This is a genomic window from Paenibacillus sedimenti (genome assembly GCF_014534655.1).
GTDB lineage: Bacteria > Bacillota > Bacilli > Paenibacillales > NBRC-103111 > Paenibacillus_E > Paenibacillus_E sedimenti.
Window position 1 is genome coordinate 181,691 of record NZ_JACVVD010000010.1, and the last position, 17,059, is coordinate 198,749.

The 17,059-nt window shown below is 45.5% G+C and carries 17 protein-coding genes and 5 pseudogenes; 7 read left to right on the forward strand and 15 right to left on the reverse strand.

Going from position 1 to position 17,059, the window contains the following annotated elements; translation table 11 throughout:
- Positions 1-291: 291 nt before the first annotated feature.
- The 7 genes from ICC18_RS24445 to desA form a co-directional block, all read right to left on the reverse strand.
- Positions 292-2,217, reverse strand: a complete 1,926-nt coding sequence (locus tag ICC18_RS24445) for a TRAP transporter permease (protein WP_188177158.1) — start codon at positions 2,215-2,217, stop codon at positions 292-294.
- Positions 2,218-2,248: 31 nt separating this feature from the next.
- Positions 2,249-2,815 (reverse strand): DUF1850 domain-containing protein, encoded by a 567-nt coding sequence (locus tag ICC18_RS24450; protein WP_188177066.1) that lies wholly within the window; start codon positions 2,813-2,815, stop codon positions 2,249-2,251.
- A complete protein-coding gene (locus ICC18_RS24455) occupies positions 2,812-3,819 on the reverse strand; it encodes a TAXI family TRAP transporter solute-binding subunit (protein ID WP_188177067.1) in 1,008 nt (335 codons plus the stop codon). Before ICC18_RS24455 ends, ICC18_RS24450 begins: the two co-directional genes overlap by 4 nt.
- A 236-nt stretch (positions 3,820-4,055) precedes the next feature.
- Positions 4,056-4,499, reverse strand: coding sequence for a HEAT repeat domain-containing protein (locus tag ICC18_RS24460; RefSeq protein WP_188177068.1), 444 nt, complete (start codon positions 4,497-4,499; stop codon positions 4,056-4,058).
- Between the two features lie 94 nt (positions 4,500-4,593).
- Positions 4,594-5,193, reverse strand: coding sequence for a response regulator transcription factor (locus tag ICC18_RS24465; protein ID WP_188177069.1), 600 nt, complete (start codon positions 5,191-5,193; stop codon positions 4,594-4,596).
- Entirely contained in the window at positions 5,190-6,326 is a 1,137-nt protein-coding gene (locus ICC18_RS24470; protein ID WP_282559207.1) for a sensor histidine kinase, read from the reverse strand. Before ICC18_RS24470 ends, ICC18_RS24465 begins: the two co-directional genes overlap by 4 nt.
- A gap of 73 nt (positions 6,327-6,399) precedes the next feature.
- On the reverse strand, positions 6,400-7,455 hold the full coding sequence (gene desA, locus ICC18_RS24475) for a Delta(5) desaturase DesA (RefSeq protein ID WP_188177071.1): 1,056 nt from the start codon (positions 7,453-7,455) through the stop codon (positions 6,400-6,402).
- Between the two features lie 344 nt (positions 7,456-7,799).
- Between desA and ICC18_RS24480 the strand changes: the two are divergent.
- Together ICC18_RS24480 and ICC18_RS24485 are read left to right on the forward strand one after the other, a co-directional pair.
- Positions 7,800-8,258: pseudogene (locus ICC18_RS24480) on the forward strand (IS1595 family transposase); the annotation flags it as partial.
- 77 nt (positions 8,259-8,335) lie between these two features.
- Positions 8,336-8,803, forward strand: coding sequence for a GNAT family N-acetyltransferase (locus ICC18_RS24485; RefSeq protein WP_188177072.1), 468 nt, complete (start codon positions 8,336-8,338; stop codon positions 8,801-8,803).
- Between the two features lie 390 nt (positions 8,804-9,193).
- Here ICC18_RS24485 and ICC18_RS24490 read toward each other — a convergent pair whose 3' ends face one another.
- The 5 genes from ICC18_RS24490 to ICC18_RS24510 all read right to left on the reverse strand — a co-directional run bounded on the left by ICC18_RS24490 (position 9,194) and on the right by ICC18_RS24510 (position 12,367).
- Positions 9,194-9,538 carry a DUF805 domain-containing protein gene (locus ICC18_RS24490; protein WP_188177159.1) on the reverse strand — a complete coding sequence of 115 codons (345 nt, stop codon included), beginning with the start codon at positions 9,536-9,538 and terminating at the stop codon, positions 9,194-9,196.
- 127 nt (positions 9,539-9,665) lie between these two features.
- The gene (locus ICC18_RS24495; RefSeq protein WP_188177073.1) at positions 9,666-10,682 is read right to left on the reverse strand and encodes a hypothetical protein; all 1,017 of its coding nucleotides are present in this window, start codon (positions 10,680-10,682) and stop codon (positions 9,666-9,668) included.
- 217 nt (positions 10,683-10,899) lie between these two features.
- Complete coding sequence (locus ICC18_RS34845) at positions 10,900-11,160, reverse strand: ATP-binding protein (protein WP_188177074.1); 261 nt, start codon at positions 11,158-11,160, stop codon at positions 10,900-10,902.
- 2 nt (positions 11,161-11,162) lie between these two features.
- A complete protein-coding gene (locus tag ICC18_RS24505; RefSeq protein ID WP_188177075.1) occupies positions 11,163-11,870 on the reverse strand; it encodes a DNA alkylation repair protein in 708 nt (235 codons plus the stop codon).
- Positions 11,871-11,926: 56 nt separating this feature from the next.
- Positions 11,927-12,367 (reverse strand): Lrp/AsnC family transcriptional regulator, encoded by a 441-nt coding sequence (locus ICC18_RS24510; RefSeq protein WP_188177076.1) that lies wholly within the window; start codon positions 12,365-12,367, stop codon positions 11,927-11,929.
- 175 nt (positions 12,368-12,542) lie between these two features.
- Here ICC18_RS24510 and ICC18_RS24515 point away from each other — a divergent pair.
- Positions 12,543-13,605 (forward strand): annotated as a pseudogene (locus tag ICC18_RS24515) (oxidoreductase); the annotation flags it as partial.
- A 38-nt stretch (positions 13,606-13,643) separates the two neighbouring features.
- Here ICC18_RS24515 and ICC18_RS24520 read toward each other — a convergent pair.
- Positions 13,644-14,306: a class I SAM-dependent methyltransferase gene (locus tag ICC18_RS24520; RefSeq protein WP_223192826.1), complete on the reverse strand. Its 663-nt coding sequence runs from the start codon at positions 14,304-14,306 to the stop codon at positions 13,644-13,646.
- A gap of 70 nt (positions 14,307-14,376) precedes the next feature.
- On the opposite strand from ICC18_RS24520, the pseudogene tnpA reads away from it, so the two are divergent.
- The 4 genes and pseudogenes from tnpA to ICC18_RS24535 form a co-directional block, all read left to right on the forward strand.
- A pseudogene (gene tnpA / locus ICC18_RS35010) lies at positions 14,377-14,484 on the forward strand (IS66 family insertion sequence element accessory protein TnpA); the annotation flags it as partial.
- Positions 14,485-14,493: 9 nt separating this feature from the next.
- A pseudogene (locus ICC18_RS33995) lies at positions 14,494-14,772 on the forward strand (IS66 family transposase); the annotation flags it as partial.
- A gap of 380 nt (positions 14,773-15,152) precedes the next feature.
- Positions 15,153-15,710 carry a hypothetical protein gene (locus tag ICC18_RS24530; protein ID WP_188177078.1) on the forward strand — a complete coding sequence of 186 codons (558 nt, stop codon included), beginning with the start codon at positions 15,153-15,155 and terminating at the stop codon, positions 15,708-15,710.
- 18 nt (positions 15,711-15,728) lie between these two features.
- A pseudogene (locus ICC18_RS24535) lies at positions 15,729-15,860 on the forward strand (IS66 family transposase); the annotation flags it as partial.
- 272 nt (positions 15,861-16,132) lie between these two features.
- On the opposite strand, the gene ICC18_RS24540 reads toward ICC18_RS24535, so the two are convergent.
- Positions 16,133-16,678, reverse strand: coding sequence for a histidine phosphatase family protein (locus tag ICC18_RS24540; protein ID WP_188177079.1), 546 nt, complete (start codon positions 16,676-16,678; stop codon positions 16,133-16,135).
- On the reverse strand, positions 16,675-17,055 hold the full coding sequence (locus ICC18_RS24545; protein ID WP_188177080.1) for a winged helix-turn-helix transcriptional regulator: 381 nt from the start codon (positions 17,053-17,055) through the stop codon (positions 16,675-16,677). Before ICC18_RS24545 ends, ICC18_RS24540 begins: the two co-directional genes overlap by 4 nt.
- Positions 17,056-17,059: the final 4 nt, after the last annotated feature.

Below are 17,059 nucleotides of genomic sequence, written 5' to 3' on the forward strand. Positions count from 1 at the left end.
CAATGGGTGGGGGGTACAACAAAGGACGACTATCAATAGCCGCCCCTAATTGAACTTATTGTCAAAAAAAAGAAGCGGGATTTCTCCCGCTCCGTTGCTGTATACGCCAATACACCTCAACTATTAGTCTTTCCTGACCAACAGTGAGCAACACTCCACATGCACCGTATGCGGGAACATTTGTGTTTGGAATGGAATCATATCAAAAGACGTGGACCGAAAAAGTCACACGTCTCCTTTTACGTACCTCTTTTCTCTTCTTGATGCTTCAATTTACGCTATATACTTCATCTAATTAAGACTCCCCTTCCGCCTCTTCCCCTGAACATACTGCAAACTGAACATGACCCCGAGCGTACCCATACCGATAAGATCGGTAACAAGCCCTGGGATAATGAGCAGAAGCCCCGCTGCGATAACGATAAGCCGTTCGACTGCGTTCAATGGCCGCAACCAGAATCCGATCATCCCCGCCCCGACGCCGATCATGCCGATGACAGCGGTAACCGTAACGCCGACAGCTTCAGCCCAGGTGGTATCGATTAGCAGCAGCTGCGGCTGATACACGAAGATGAAAGGAATGATGAAAGCGGCAATCGCGACACGTGTCGATTCCAGGCCTGTTTTCATCGGGTTGGAATCGGCGATGCCGGAAGCTGCGAAGGATGCTAGCGCAACAGGTGGCGTAATATCGGCTACGATCCCAAAATAGAACACAAACATGTGAGCGGCCAGCAGGGGGACAGGGTAATCCAGTGCGATAATGGCCGGCGCAGCGATCGTAGAGGTGATGATATAGTTGGCCGTAGTCGGCGTGCCCATACCAAGCACCAAGCTTGCCAGCATGGTCAGGATAAGCGTAGGCAGCAGCAAGCCTCCCGCCAGCTCCAACAAGCCGTTCGCGAATTTTAAGCCTATACCCGTCAATGTGATAACGCCGACGATGATCCCCGCACAAGCGGTTGCAGCAACCACGCCGAGAGCGGATCTTGCCCCATCTTCCAAAGCCGATAAAATGTCCTTAAAGGACATACGGGTGGCCTTTCGGACGGCGCCCACAACGATAACAGACAATATTCCGTAGATGGCCGAACGCATGGGGGACATACCTGACATCAAAAAGCCGATAATCGCCAAGATCGGGATCAATAAATACAGCTTTTGCAGAACCTCTTTGCGCCTCGGAAGTTCTTCCGGAAGAAGCCCCCTCAGTCCAAGCCGCTTCGCCTCAAAGTGTACCATAATCCAAATCCCGGTAAAAAACAGCAGCGCCGGAATTAAAGCGGCCAGTGCCACCTGGGAATAAGGAATGTTCGTGAATTCGGCCATTAGAAAGGCAGCCGCTCCCATGATCGGGGGCATAATTTGGCCGCCTGTTGAAGAGGACGCTTCGACAGCTCCGGCAAATTCGCGCCGGTAACCAAGACGCTTCATCATCGGGATCGTGAAGGCTCCGGATGTCACAACGTTGGCGACGGAACTGCCGCTGATCGTCCCCTGTAAGGCGCTGGAGAATATCGTTACCTTGGCCGGTCCTCCGATTCTCCTTCCCGCTACGACTAAGGACAGATCGTTGAAGTATTCGCCGACCCCCGTTTTGTCCAAAAAAGAACCAAATAAAATGAAAAGAAAAATAAAGCTGGCAGAAACCATCAGCGGAGTCCCCAAAATCCCTTCAGATGTGAAATACATCTGGCTGATCAACCGTTCCAGCGACACGCCCCGATGCTCTAAAAATCCAGGCATATGATTGCCGAAATAGGCATAAAGCAGAAACACCGCCGCAATCGTCACGATGGGAATACCGACCACACGCAGCGCTGCAATCAGTACCAGAATCATCGCAAGTCCGCCGACGATAAAATCGGTTACCGTAAAATTACCGATACGGTTAAACAGTTCCTCATAGTTCAGTAGCCAGTACAGCCCCACCCCGATACCAAGCGCCGCCAAAACATAGTCGTACCACGGGATTCGGCTGCCCCGCCCTTTTTTGGTAGAAGGATATAAAAGAAAAATGAGGCCTAATCCAAAAGATAGGTGCACCGCACGATGAACTTGGTCAGGGAACGGGGTAAAAAAGCTGACATACAGCTGATACAAGGAAAACAATACGGCAAACGCGAACGTAAAGGCTCTCATCACTCCCTCAAGCCGTCGAAAGGCGAAATCGGGATCATATTTGCCGATCATTTCCTGTATTTCTTCCTGGCTCATGGTTTCCTTTTCGATTTCTGACGCCTTTGGGCTATCGGCCAATGTGGAGCACTCCTTTCAAATAAACCCATACATTCAGACTGCTGATTTCAAACCGTACCGCCGAACCCGGCATACTGAGTTGCGAAAGAGGGATCACTTGATCTCGCAGAAGCAGTTTATGGTCGGCAATCACCTGCCCGATTCGAAGCTCAAACATGTCCAGGTTCCGATGGATGTTCTCAATCCGCATTTTTCCGTTTTCCATTCGAAAGGTTTCGTTTCCTTCGAGCGAGGATGGAATCCCGACCCCATAGGATTCAAATACCATGGAGTCCAGAACCATTTGCCTTTTCTCATTAATGAAAAAACGCTCCTCAATCGGCGTGCGGTGAATCGAATGAATATACGTAAGCGAGAATCGTCCATTCTTTTCCATCCGTGATTGAAAGACGACTTGGCCGTCTGCCACCTGCCTGATCGTTAAGGCCGGGATGGTAGAGGCCCATAACCATATGGCTGCAGAAACAACGGTTACGAAAAGGATAGGCCACAGCCATATTCGAAGAAAAACAGGTGCGGGAGCCCACTCCCACACCCTTGGTTTTAAGTACATCATTTTATAACGCCTTTTTCTTTGAGGTACTTCTGTGCACCCGGATGCAGCGGTATACTGATACCTTCCAGCGCTTTGTCGGTTTGGATTTCTTTCGCCTTGGCGTTGATGGCGATCAGCGGCTGCGTATTTTCATATATCGTCTTGGTGATGTCATAGACGAGCTGCGTATCCAGCTCAGCACGAATGGACATAATCGCTTTAACCGCGACCGTTTTTACTTCGGCGTCCTGTTTAGGGTAGGTTTTGGAAGGAATCACTTGCTGACTGTAATACTTGTATTTATCCGTAATGGCCTTCATTTTGTCAGCTTCGATCGTTAGAATCTGTACGCCTGTAGTTGCAGCCAGCTCGTTAATCGCTGCCGTTGGCGCTCCCGCCGTTACGAATGCCGCATCCAAGCCGCCGTCCTGGATTTTTTTCGCCGAATCGCCGAAGGACAGACGCTCTGTGCTAAAATCGTTAAAGGTAAGACCATAAGCTTCAAGAATTTGTCTGGCGTTCACTTCTGTTCCGCTGCCCGGTGCGCCTACGGAAACTTTTTTGCCTTTCAGCTCCGACACGGATTTAATTCCGCTTTTTTCCGATACCACGACTTGAATGGTTTCCTGGTAAAGCGCGCCAATGGCCTGCAGGTTCTTGACCGCGCCGTCTTTAAACATTTCCGTGCCCAGAGCCGCGTAATCCGCGATGTCGCCTTGCGTAATCGCCAGATCGACTTCTTTCTTGCTGATTAAGCGCATATTTTCAACTGCTGCGCCGGTCACCTGTGCCGTGGCGTTCGTTTTTGCCTTTTCTTTAATCAGGTTGGCGATACCGCCGCCTAGCGGATAATAGGTGCCAGCCGTGCCGCCTGTCGCAATAACCAGGCTGGACGGTTTCTCTCCCGCATTCTGCGCTTCAGATGCTTTGGGCACAGATGCTTCCTGCGGCGTACCTCCGCAAGCGGTTAAAGCCATGATACAAACAATGGCAATAACGAATCCTTTGCTCACACGTCTGATCATTGTCATCCCCTCCAATAATAGATAAATCTTTTTTATGTAGATAATTGCATCTCGGTAGTATGTATATGTTTGTGGTGCGGAAAAAATCAAGATAGAAATTGATTTTGGAAAATAAACAGTACGAAGAGATTCTGAATCTAATTTTGAGGTCTGTATATGAAAAAAAGATGACTCCCGATGTTCGGGAGCCACCTTTTTCCAGTATCAGCACTTGGTGTGTTATGATCGTTTTCAGCCTATCTTATCGTTAAAGAAGCCCATGCGTTTTCAAGCCACTTATCAAAGTCGGCGCCCTTTTCACCTTCGTAGGTATCATATAAATCGCTTCTCGTCTTTTTCAACTTCTCTTTGAATTCTTCATATGTATGCCCTTCTGGCAAACTCTTCTTAATTCTTACCAAGATTTTTGTTGCTCCTTTAATCAAGTCGCCTTTTTTCCTTGGCGGTAATTGAACATCTTCACCAAATTTTCGGAGCTCATGGAAGGCCGCCTCTTGAACTGTATAAACCGCATCGCCCTTCATTACATGCATGAGTACGTTGATGGTTGGGCTGCTATTCCACTGACCTAACTCTTCAACCGCATCCAAACGCTCTCTCCAATTTGATGTTCGATTGGCAGCTTTTTTGAGCTCCTCAAAGTTTGGAGGCAACTCACTTTTAACTTCTATATGATTCAACTGCTTCACTCTCCTTTTGCTTCTATATTGTACTACTTTCTTACTTGCAGCATACAAAGAAAAAAGCAGGTCGACTAAGCTCCGTCACCTCCTGCTATTTGAACCAACCCTTCTCTTTAAACCGCTTTATAGCTTCGATCCGGTTATTCACATCAAGCTTATCAAGGATGCCTGAGATATAATTGCGGACAGTTCCGGTGGTAATATACATCTGGTTGGCGATTTCCTTCGTATTTTTGCCGTCGGCCATAAGGACCAGCACCTCATTCTCCCTCTCCGTTAACGGGTTTTCCTGGCCATACGCCTCATCCACCAGCTCCGATGCATAAATGCGTCGACCGGCCATAACGCTGCGGATTGAGTCTGCCAGCTCCTCGCTGGGACTATCCTTCAACAAATACCCGTTTACCCCCGCCTTGATCGCACGTTCAAAATATCCGGTACGGGCAAAGGTAGTAAGGATCATCACCTTACAGCCTAATCCCTTTAATTCCTCGGCCGCGTCAAGCCCGCTCTTCACTGGCATCTCAATATCCATGATGCAAATATCCGGCTTATGCAGGTGAACCAGCTTCACAGCCTCCTCGCCATTGCCGGCTTTTCCAACGACGATCATATCCTCTTCCAAATCGAGCAAGGAAGCAAGAGCGCCCAGCAGCATCCGCTGATCTTCGGCGATGACAATTCGAATCATGCTCCAGCCTCCTTTTCCGGTTGCTTGGTGATATTCGGCACTTTAATCACGACCATCGTTCCTTGGTCTGAGACGATTTCCAGACTCCCGTTCACAAATTCGAGCCGCTCTTTCATGCCCCGCAATCCATTTCCTGTACAGAAGCTGGAAGAATCCGCGATACCGATCCCGTTATCCCGCACACTTACAACCAGATCGGAGGGCGATGGCTCAATGGTGACAGAACACGAAGAAGCGCTGCTATGTTTCACAATATTCGTAACAGCTTCCTTGAGGCACATGCTCACCACATTTTCGTTCATTAAGGAGGTGTTGGCCAGCTTCGGGTCCCCTTCCAGGTTGAAGTCGATTTGAGCGGCTTTCAGTATCTGCTTTACTCGAAATACTTCATCCTCTACCCTTGCACCACGCATCTTGGTGACCATTTCCCTAACCTCTTTTAACGCGCTTCTGGCCGTCTGACGAACATCGTTGATTTCAGCCTGAGCCCTGATCGGATTCTTAGTCATCAATTTCCCCGCTAAATCACTCTTTATACCAATCAAAGAAAGCTTCTGACCAAGCGTATCGTGCAGATCCCGGGCAATCCTTTGACGTTCTTCCAGCTTGATCAGCTCAGAAATACGTTTATTGGCATCCTCCAGCTGTCCCTGTAATTGTTCCCGTTTATTCTTATTGTAAGTATTGACCGGAAGGAGTATGACAGCAATCAGACTAACAAAGACAAATGGCAGCTGGCTAATGAATACGGGGTTCTTGGTTGCGAATCCGACGTTAATCGCGACGAACGTGCTAATCAAATGAATGGCGTACAACGTAAAAAAACCGATTCGATTTTGGATATTTCCAATAAAAAAAGCCAAGAACAGTGAGAAATACACATAGCCGAACAGCAAGCTCATGGCGACTGAAATCACAATCTGCATACTCGTCCAAAAGTAGACCAGCCACCCCTTGGAAACAAAGGAGAGTACGTAACAAATAAAAAACACAACAATCATACTAATGCCGATCACAATTTCGTACATGGATGAAGAACGAAAAATAAAATAAAAAGGGAGGATATAAAAGACGACCCACACATAAGGACTAAGTCCTGTCTTTTTTTGAAAAATATGAAACCAATTCTTCAAGGCCACTCCCCCCTCCCTTTTATCATCACCCATAGATTTACTTGTATTTTAACATAAACAGATAGACCTGAAATTATTTTCCTTGAAGACTCGGTTTGCGGGTATTTAAGTTATTTCCTACAGAATCGGGCTCGCGGAGCAAATGCTTCATTTGTTTGAAACTGACAAACGTTTTGTTCTGCTCATCCCAAAGGTTGAAACGGATCGACTCCAGACTGGTAGCGATTGTAATGGTTGTCGCTTTATGAAGAGGCGGCGTTGCATCATGCACCTTTTCCAAGTTGTAGTTCGGCACTTTCGGACTCAAATGATGAACGTGATGAAATCCGATATTCCCCGTTATCCACTGCAAAAGCTTGGGAAGCTTGTAATAAGAACTGCCATCCACCGCAGCCTTCACATAACTCCACTCGTCTTCGTTCTCAAAATAGGAATCTTCAAACTGATGCTGTACATAAAACAGCCAGATCCCCAACATACCGGATACGAAAAAGATCGGACCCTGAACCATAACGAATGCCTGCCAGCCAATTGCCCAGCACATAAACGCATACAGAGAAACGAGGGCTGCATTGGTCAAATACGTGTTGATTTTTTCCTTCCGCTTCGCGCCGCTGCGGTTAAAGCGATATTGAAAGACGAATACGAAGATCGGTCCGAGTACGAACAGCGTGATCGGATTCCGATACAAGCGATAAGCTATTCTCTTTAATAAGGGAGCTGCGGCATACTCGTCCACAGTCAGCATCCAAATATCTCCGGTTCCCCGTTTGTCTAAGTTAGAGCTTGTTGCATGATGAATGGCATGACTGTTTTTCCATTGCAGATACGGAACGAGTGTGAGTATACCCGTTATATTGCCGAGTATATCATTGGCCACTTGGCTTTTGAAGAAAGATTGGTGACAGCAGTCATGAAATATGATAAAAGTACGGATCACAAACCCGGCTGCGATGATTGCGATAGGGAGTGTCAGCCAGAACGATACGGAAAGGCTTACATACGCAGCATAATAGAGCGCAAGAAGAGGCCCTAAGGTGTTGATAAGCTGTCGAATACTCGACTTGGTATCGGTTTTCTCAAAGGGAGCGATATCTTTTTTCAAATTGGTTAGCTTAGACTGGCTCATGTGGTTTCCTCCTAGATATAGCGCCTGAGAACATATTCGATCACAGCGGCAGTTCGTTCAATATATTCATTATAGAAAATGAAATCAGTTCGATGTAGTCATAAACGTCAAGTAGAAGACATGACAAATGTCATATATAAAATGTCGAATTAGCAAATACTTCCATCCAACTATTTCTTTTAGCAATATCTCCATGACTTTATGACTTTTTTCTTCTTAATTAGGCTATGTTAAACCGCATTGGACGATAGTGGAAAGCGAGCTTATCTACTTTTTGCAGTCCCGAACCAAGGGAATGGCAACTCCAGTTCGAGCAATAGATGAAATTCAAGAGCAGAAGCATACAAATTTGTGTGTTGGTTGCCCGTGACCGTCAGATGATGACTTACTCTGGCGTCCTTGGACGTGGGCGGATTCGGACAGCGAAATTGGATGAAGCGGTTGGCGGTCATTTATCTGATTCAAACGTGCTTTGCACCGATTCGTGGAGAGCATTCAGCTCCTATGCAAATACGAAACGTTTGGCTCATTACCGTTTCAAGTCCGATGGGAAACAGCGTGTGAAAGGTGTGTACCATATCCAAAACGTCAACAGTTACCATAGCCGCCTAAAAAAATGGATGGACCGCTTTAATGGTGTTGCGACAAAGTATTTGCAGCATTATCTGGCTTGGTTCCGTTATTTGGACAGCAAGGAATATGAGAATACGGCGTCGAATAAGAAACATATGTTGGTTAACTCTTGCCTATTTACTGTAACGGTTACGAACACCAAACTTCGACGTGCAGCTTTTTCTTGCTGAACAAACGGGCAGGTTTGTTGAAGAAGAAAGAGAATAATAAGAGGTATTCAAAGTATTAGGATAGGGTGATAAAGAGTATGTCTCAAGTAACTCTGAAAAGAATAACTTCTGAAAACTGGAGAGAGGCTCTTGGACTTTCCGTAAATGTTGAGCAGCAAGAGTTTGTTGCCGCTGTCACACCTCCTGTTGCAATTGCTCTTGCCAAGGCGTACATCAGACCAGATGGCAGGATAGTCGAACCTTATGGGGTCTACCAGCAGCATAAAATGGTGGGTTTCTTCAATTTGCACTATACACCTGATAGCAAGGAAGACTATTGGCTTTTTCATTTTTTCATTGATAAAAGGTTTCAAAGAAGGGGATTAGGGTCAGCTTCAATTGACGTGTTGATTAAGCACATCAAAAACGACCATCGTTCTTGCCATCGCATTCGCTTGACTGTACATCCTGAAAACGATGCAGGCAAAAGATTCTACACGAGGCTTGGATTTACCGATGATAATATTCTTACATACGGTGAACCAACATACTCCATTTACATTTAGGCGTATCTTGTTCAACTAAATTAACCGCCCTTTCAGTGGGGCGGTTTTCCTTTGGTCGAAAAATCAACATTAAGGTTTAACATAGCCCAAAAGCGCCCGAATCGTAATGCCTGTCAACGAATAATGTATTCAAAAAACAACACAGGCGCCAAACAGCCTGTGTTGATCATTTCTAGGAGGAATACAATCTCTGATAATTAACTATAATTACTCTGGCAAGCTATAAGGGTTCAAGAATTATCACCAAATTCTGTGTATTCCTCTATTCTAAACCGAAAATGACCGTTCGCATATTAAAAGACGCGTTTAATGCAGCATGGCTTCCCGCAAAAACAAAAAAAGGAAGACATTGAGGGCCACCCCTCCCGTCTTCCTTTTCCCATTCAAAAACTAATCTTTAGGATTTGGTCCATATTGATTATCATTCACATCACTATCTTGACACATAAATACAAGCAGAATAATGGTACCAATAAGGGGAATCAGACTAATTAAGAGCCACCATCCGGTTCTTCCGGTATCGTGGAGTCTCCTAACTCCAACAGCTAAAGACGGTAATAGAACAGCTAAAGAATAGAGTCCTGTTAAAACGTTGGTTGCGTTTAGGAGTGACTCCACAATGGCAAGTACGATGGAAACAATGAAATTGAAAAGAACAAACATCCAGTATTCCTTACGCCGTGCTCTCCCTTGAAACCCTACGTAATTTTTTAACACCATTAAATACCATTCCAGTAACGATCCCTCCCTCATTTAGCACATGCGAATAAAACGCTTATTGGGCCGTTCATGCTTAAAATTATATGTCACGTATTCATGTAAAATGACCAGCCTTCCGATTCTTGATAAGCAAATCGACTCATTATGCCCCTCCACACTCCTGACACTGTTCTCTTCTCCGCAAATAATAGGCAAGTGTTGCTGCTCCAAGCGCCAACCCCCAGATAGGCCAGGTAAGCTCAGGAGCATAGGTTGCAATATTCCCCTCCGGAAAGGCTCCTTTTAACCACAGGCGGTTATACATCAAACCTGTTATAACGACAACAATGGATATGAATGTTGCGGGTATAATCGCGAGAGCAGGCGGAACCCTTTTCCCGTGAATAAACGGGAACCAATGTGGAAATATCTCACCCCAACGGCTAATCAGACCTAAAGTCAAGACGGCCCCCATTGCCCCCACCGTCCCAAGCGCCGCTCCGAATAACCAAATTCCCGGAGTATCTCGTTCCCCTTCGATCAGAAACTGTTTACTAACACCCAAAGGAATACCAAATGCCCATGCCCATCGAGTCAAAGAGTAGATAAGCGGCAGACATACCGCCGTATATGTTGCCCATTTCCCCCATTTTGCTACTGTTATCGGCTGCAGCCATTTTGAAACCTTAGTCGTGCGTCCGCATTTGTCGCATACTTCCTGCGCTTTCTTATTGTAGGTGATAGCTGCGCTTCCCCAAAGGATGCCTCCCGTGAGACAAATGAACTGGTTAACCGCAGGCCAATCAACAAACTCGAATTTTAAGAGCAGTGTATATGCGATAAGCGCTAGTACCCTATAATCACAAACCACGCATAAAAGTATAATCGCAAAGCTCCAAGCAACTAGAAGGGGCATTCTACGAGGAATAAGTCGCCGCTTCCAAAATCCGATTATAATCAGCGCAGTAATAACTCCTATTATGCCTGCGACGACAATAACAAGAGCACCTTCCTCCTTTTGGACTTGAGCGAACATAGAAATGTCGACACCGTACGGGTCCCCTTTTCCGTAGGGAAAACCCGCGCCACCCATCAGCCAAAATAGCCCTAACCCTCCGTATACAAACGACCACAACAACGCGCCATATCCAGACAATACCTTTTTAACTACATATTTCATATTTATCCCCCTTCCGAAGCTTTAGTTCCTCAACAAAATCAGCTTTTATAAGCGCACAAAAAACCCGCAAGCTTCATAGTCAGCGGGTTCGTCCGATAATATCAAATCTCGCACGTGGCTGCCCCCTATAACTGCAACGGTCGATCGCTCATCGTCCCGTTAACATCATTATAGAGAGCACAGGTAAACATAAGGTAAACAGCACACAAACAATAGCTTAACTCGGATCTGTAGGCAGTCGGATAGTGATGATTGTCCCTTTCCTTGGCTGACTTCTGATTGCTAATTCTCCGCCATGGGCTTGAATGAGCTGTTTGGCAATCGAAAGTCCCAGTCCGGAACGGGGCAATGTAGGTGAATCTTGATACGTATAACCTTCTTTCCGAAGGAGGCTTTCTAACATCATCAATATGCCTTCTTCATCATCGATCAGCAATATCGGTTCACTAAGCAAATACATCCGCCCTTTACTCACCATCCTTAACACCTTACATGTTTGCGTTTGAAACCAAGCTGCCCTTTATCCACTGCCTTTTGAATACTTTCGAAAGCGTGCAGGAAACTGCTTTTTTTCTTGTCTCGTTTGAATTCTACCGGACCTACCGTCTTTGCAGTCTCGACCGCCTTATCATGGAGCGGCAAATAGGATACCCCTACTGTGTACATAAAATTATTCATCGCGGATTTCGCCCGTTCGGGAGCATCGTAAATCGTATTTTTTACCATTTCAAGCATCTCGGCAAGCTTGCTTTCGGAAAATTCGAAGTCCGGCCGGCTGCCCAACAGCCAGCAATAACAACTCCAGCCCGCTGACATTCTCAGCTCTTCGCCGCTCGAGATCCATTTGTCGGCAATCTCTTGCGCAATATCGGCTTCCGCCAAAGTCACCGCAACCACAAAATCGGACAGCATATAAAAATAAGCCCCATCCATCCAACGATCATAATCCGCTTCCGTCATCGCTTTCGGATCTGCAATGATACCGGCAAAGTACATGGCATCGTAGTTCCCAGTGGCGTAAAGCTGCTCCGCCAAAGGCTGATTGATTTTGATTTTTCTGAATAGCGGCTTCATTTCGCCAGTAGCCACGCCAAAAAGCGGTTCGCGCGCTCCATTAGACATGTACATTTTCTTGAGCCGCTCCTTGCCGAGTGCTTCAAGCTCCTGCATGACCATTTCGACATTCATGGTTTGACACTTCCTTCTTTGGAGGATTGTTCTTATAGGATAACCAAAATCAGTGGCTATGCTTCAACGACAGAAGGATCGATCATTCTCTGTTCGAGTGGTGATGACATGACGATCAATGTGGTCGAATCCCCATGCTCTCCGCTGGCATTGATAAACGCTTCCAGGGACTGCATGGAATCGGTTACGACCTTCAACAAGTAATTATATTGTCCGCTGATCCTGTGAAGTTCCAACACATCGGGATATTTCTTGCAAAACTCGATAAATTTTTCACATCGCTTGGTATGGAACAGCAGATAGGCACTGACGTGTTTATTCACTTTGTCCGGGGAGACAATGGCACGGTATTGTTTGATAATACCTTTCTCCTCCATCCTGTGCACCCTTTCCGTAACTGCTGGTTGGGACAAACCTACTTTTTTTCCCAATTCAGTCATGGAAATGCGTGCTTGGTCTTGCAAAATGATCAGGATTTCTTTGTCCACGTGATCCATCTGAACAGCTCCTTTTAATTATAGGCAATGATCAACAATTAACTTGTATTTCAAATTAATTATAGCATATTACCTATATAATCATCTGTAAGAATTGATCACTATCCTTTACGATTAGAGTAATCGGTTTTTATTGAAATTTCTTGTAAAGAATAGGGTGTGGCATATGATAAAAGAGAAACTTTCGCTTTTGCAACCAATCAGCATGGGGTCGAGGAAGCTTCGGAACCGAATCGCGATGGCTCCAATGACACGCAGCTTCGCCGATGATCGAACGGGGGTAGTCGGTCAGGATGTGGTCGAATATTACCGGAAACGGGCGGCGGATGGCGTTGGTCTGATCATTACAGAGGGCATTATCATTAGTCCTCGTGCGAAAGGAACTACAGGCGTTCCTGGTTTGTTTACCAGAGAACAAACAGAGAGTTGGAAAAATGTAACGGATGCGGTTCATCGGGAGGGAGGGACAATTGTCGCACAAATATGGCATGTGGGGCGGCTGACACACCACGAGATCGCAGGAGGACTCCCTCCGCAAGCGCCCTCCGCAAGCGCCTTCCGCATTGCGCGCGGGCGGTCATGTTCATCGTTTTGGAAAACCATACGATACTCCGGAAGAGATGTCGATTGTTGATATTCAGAAAGTCATTCATCAATATGCGGCAGCCGCCCGCAACGCAATGATCGCTGGTTTCGACGGTGTTGAAATTCATGGTGCGCATGGGTATCTGATCGATCAATTTAATTCAGATGTATCGAATTACCGTCAAGACAGATATGGAGGCGATCTGCGCCAGCGTTTAACTTTCATGAAAGAAGTGACGAAGGCCGTTATTGCGGAAATCGGTCAAGAAAGAACGATCATGCGTTTTTCCGCCTTGAAGGACGATCAACCGGCGTACATGTGGAGCGATCCGGAAGCGGCCATTCAAACCTTCGTGGATGCTTTTAAGGAATGCGGGTTAACAATGCTTCATCCGTCCACTAATGATTTTGGTCAAGTGATTGCGAATGGCATGACTATGCATCAGCTCGTCCGTAAATATTGGGACGGTCTCATCATTGGAGTCGGAAATATGACCCTTGAACGTGCAGAACAGGCTATGCAAGAAGGAACCATTGATATGGCTGCATTCGGACGTCCGTTCCTTGCCAATTCGGATTTGGTGAGCCGCTTGAAACAAGGGGAAGAATTAATCGCTTACGATCGGCGAAAACATCTTGATCGTTTGATATAAGTAAAAAGGAGGGGCTCGCCCCCCCTCTGCCTTAACGTTTATTTTTGAGCATCTAGGATGAATAGAGATGCATCATGACCCATGAATATTTTACTTCCGGTATAAAAAGTTTTAGATTGAATTTCTCTGTACCCTATATTTTTCATGAGGTCAATAAGCTTATCTTGATCAAAACCGTTATGAACCATATCAGAGACTATTTCTTCATTTTTATTATAATCTACGATGATTAAATGCCCTCCTGGATTTAGAACATCATATAATCTCGATAAAACGAACTCAACATCATTAATATGGAGTAAAACCTGAGCCATAAAAATATAGTCTGCATGTATATCCGATCGATTTTCCTTTTCGAAATCAAAACATAATGTATCAACATTCTGAATATTAAAGTCAGCAATTTTCTGTTTTATTTGATTAATCATATTTTGCGATGTATCCAGAAAAAGCATAGAATTGAAATCATTTAACAAATTCATTCCAACAAGGCCAGTTCCACACCCAAAATCAATAGCATTCTTATTATTAGCGTCAACTAAATATTCACGAATGGCATCTGATGATACCTTTGCTATATGAACTCTTTCAGAAGTATCATAACTACTAGCTATCATTTCAAACTTATCAGTATTTCCCATTATTATCTCTCCAATCTGAGTTAATAAAATAACTGAATACATACCATGAGTAAGCGTCAAATCCTCCCCACCTTCAACATTCTAGGTACCTATGAGATCATGAGGGCATCCTACTCCGGGAGGTTGCCTTATGACTGCTAAAGAACAACGCCGAAACGTCTGGATCGCGCGTATCGCAGACTATCGAGCGAGCGGCCTAACAATGTCTGCTTGGTGTACCGCTAATCAGTGTTCAAAAGATCAACTGACAGCTCAAACGAAGTCGTACCTGTGTCTGTATCGCACCGGACGAGTCGGTCCGGACATCATCCTGTACGACTATCAGACGAGACGCGGCGGCGAATATCCGGGCACCCGACTTGCTGAGAGTCGGCCGATTTTGGACGCGTTCTCGGCTTGGTTAGAAGCCCAGCGGTCGCGTGTACTGCCCAAAAGCCTGTTGGGTACGGCGATCACCTAATGTATGAACCAGTGGGAGAAGCTGAACGTATTCTTGCAGGACGGACGGCTGGAGATCGATAACAATATTCGGCGTTCCTTCAATACTCGCATCTTTTCGCTTGCGCGTAACTTTCAGCTGCGAACATGATCTCATGGGTCCCGTCGCTTTACTAGGTGTGCGGACGTTTACATTTACTCGTTTACCATCGCAAGGAGTATCGTTTTCAACTGTCCTAATAAGATAGTACCCTTCGAGCGTGGCCTTGTCCGTCAGTCAGGTAAAGTTTTGGTTAGTCACTTAACAGGCCATGCGAGAAATATACGGTGATCCAAAAGCTGGCCGATAGTCCGCTTTTTCTTTTACCAAATTTGATTCTGGTTATTTTCCTCTCATCCAATAATCCAAGCAAATTGCATTACTTTGAATCTAATGTAGAAATGTAAAATTTATTGGAGGATGATTCAATGCAAGCTAAACGCCGGAAGCGTATTGTCAGATTTAGATATGAAATGGAAAAATTAACGAAAAATCGGCTAAAAAGAAAAGTTAAACAACCTAAAGCAAGAATCAGCCAAATAGTTAGCAATGGCGGGTTTGAGACTGGTGGTTTTTTTCCTTGGCGAGATGTAGGTAATGTCTCTGTTACTAGCGGTTTTCCCCGTACAGGGCGTTTCGCAGCCTTCTTTAATGTTCTTCCGAATAGAACTGCATCAATTACTCAACAGGTTAGATTACCACCTCCAGGCCCAAGAGGAATTTACTTGGTATCGTTATGGGTAGCAAGAACTACTTTCAATACCAACGGTACCTATGTAATTAGTTTGTCTAGCTCTGTTCAACCGCCTGCAATACTTCAAATGAAGTTCCTTATTCCAGAATTGAGTTATAAAAGGCGAGGCCTATCAGTTCCTGCAAGTGCGTTACGATCAAGAACAAATGACTTGAGAATTGAGCTCAATGCTGGACCAGGCACGAGTAGTGTTGGTCTTGAAGTAGATGATGTTCAAATTGAAGTACTATAGGTACAAATCGCATACCTTATAAAGGTGCTGCGGGAGCACGGACGGTCGGCACAAGCGAAGTCGTACCTGTGGCTCTATCGTACAGGACGTATCGGACCTGCGATCATCCTGTATGATTATCAGCCGACCCGAAGTGGTGAGAATCCGCGTTTCTTGCCTTTTGCAATCAGCTGTTCGAGGTAGAACGTATCCGATGACTTGTCGTATCTTTTCTAAATAAGCGTAACGTAGCTCTCATCTTTTCACAAGGTGTGGGCTATTTGACGCTTACTACCATGAATAGTTTCAGTAAATCGCCCATACCGCTTATTATTTAATATTTTTTTCACTCTTAAGCATGCAAACCATCTCCACGTGTGTTGAGTAGACAGTGACAACAAACATGTACGTGTCCGAGGGAATGTGTTTGCTCTAATATAAACTCACCCTGCCCATATTCGATGAATATTAGGCTTATCTTCTGCTGTGAAGGTAAGATGAAATAAATCGGGATTAGACATGGCTTCCCATTCTTCAAACCCGATACGGTTATCAAAATGCTTAAGCAGGAGGGAGATCAGGTTGCCGTGTGAGACGATGACGATGTTCTTCTTGCCGCTGTTTAGAGCCTCCAAAACTACACTTACCGCACGGTTCATTGCCATATTACTGGATTCCCCGCCCTCATAACATAAATCCAAATCCTCGTAAGTCTTGCGCAGCCTGTCACGCCAATCCGCATGATTCTCGCTGAAAAGGACCCTCTCGGCCAATCGATTATCCAGAGCGACCTCCATACCAAGCTTGTCAGCCAACGGTAAGATGGTTCGATAAGCCCTTTCGAAAGGGCTTGATAGAATAAGATCAACTTCTTTTTTGAAGAAAAACTTCACGAGTTCTTCAGCCTGCTGGACACCTGCCTCCGTTAATGGAGCATCCGGCTCCTGCCCGGCAGCCTTGCAATGACGCACGATATAAACACACTTCATCCGGTTATCTTCTCCTTTACCCCAGAGACTCCTTCCTCCAGCAATACGATTTCTTCTCCTTGCTGTTGTCTCATTTTGATATTCTCTTTTCCCCAAGAACACATTACTTCAACGATACGATTGGCTGTAACGCCATATTCCGTCAGGCTGTATTCGACTTTTGGCGGCATCTGCTGGTACACATATCTTGTGACCAGTCCGTCCCTCTCAAGTTCTCGAAGCTGCTGGATCAGAACCTTTTGCGAGATGCCTTGAATATTGCGCTGTAACTCACTTGTTCTCTTAACACCGGTCATTAATAAGCATATGATCAGAGCTTTCCACTTTCCGCCGATTACTTCAAGTGTTGCCTCTATGCCCATATGATATTGTTTCATAGAA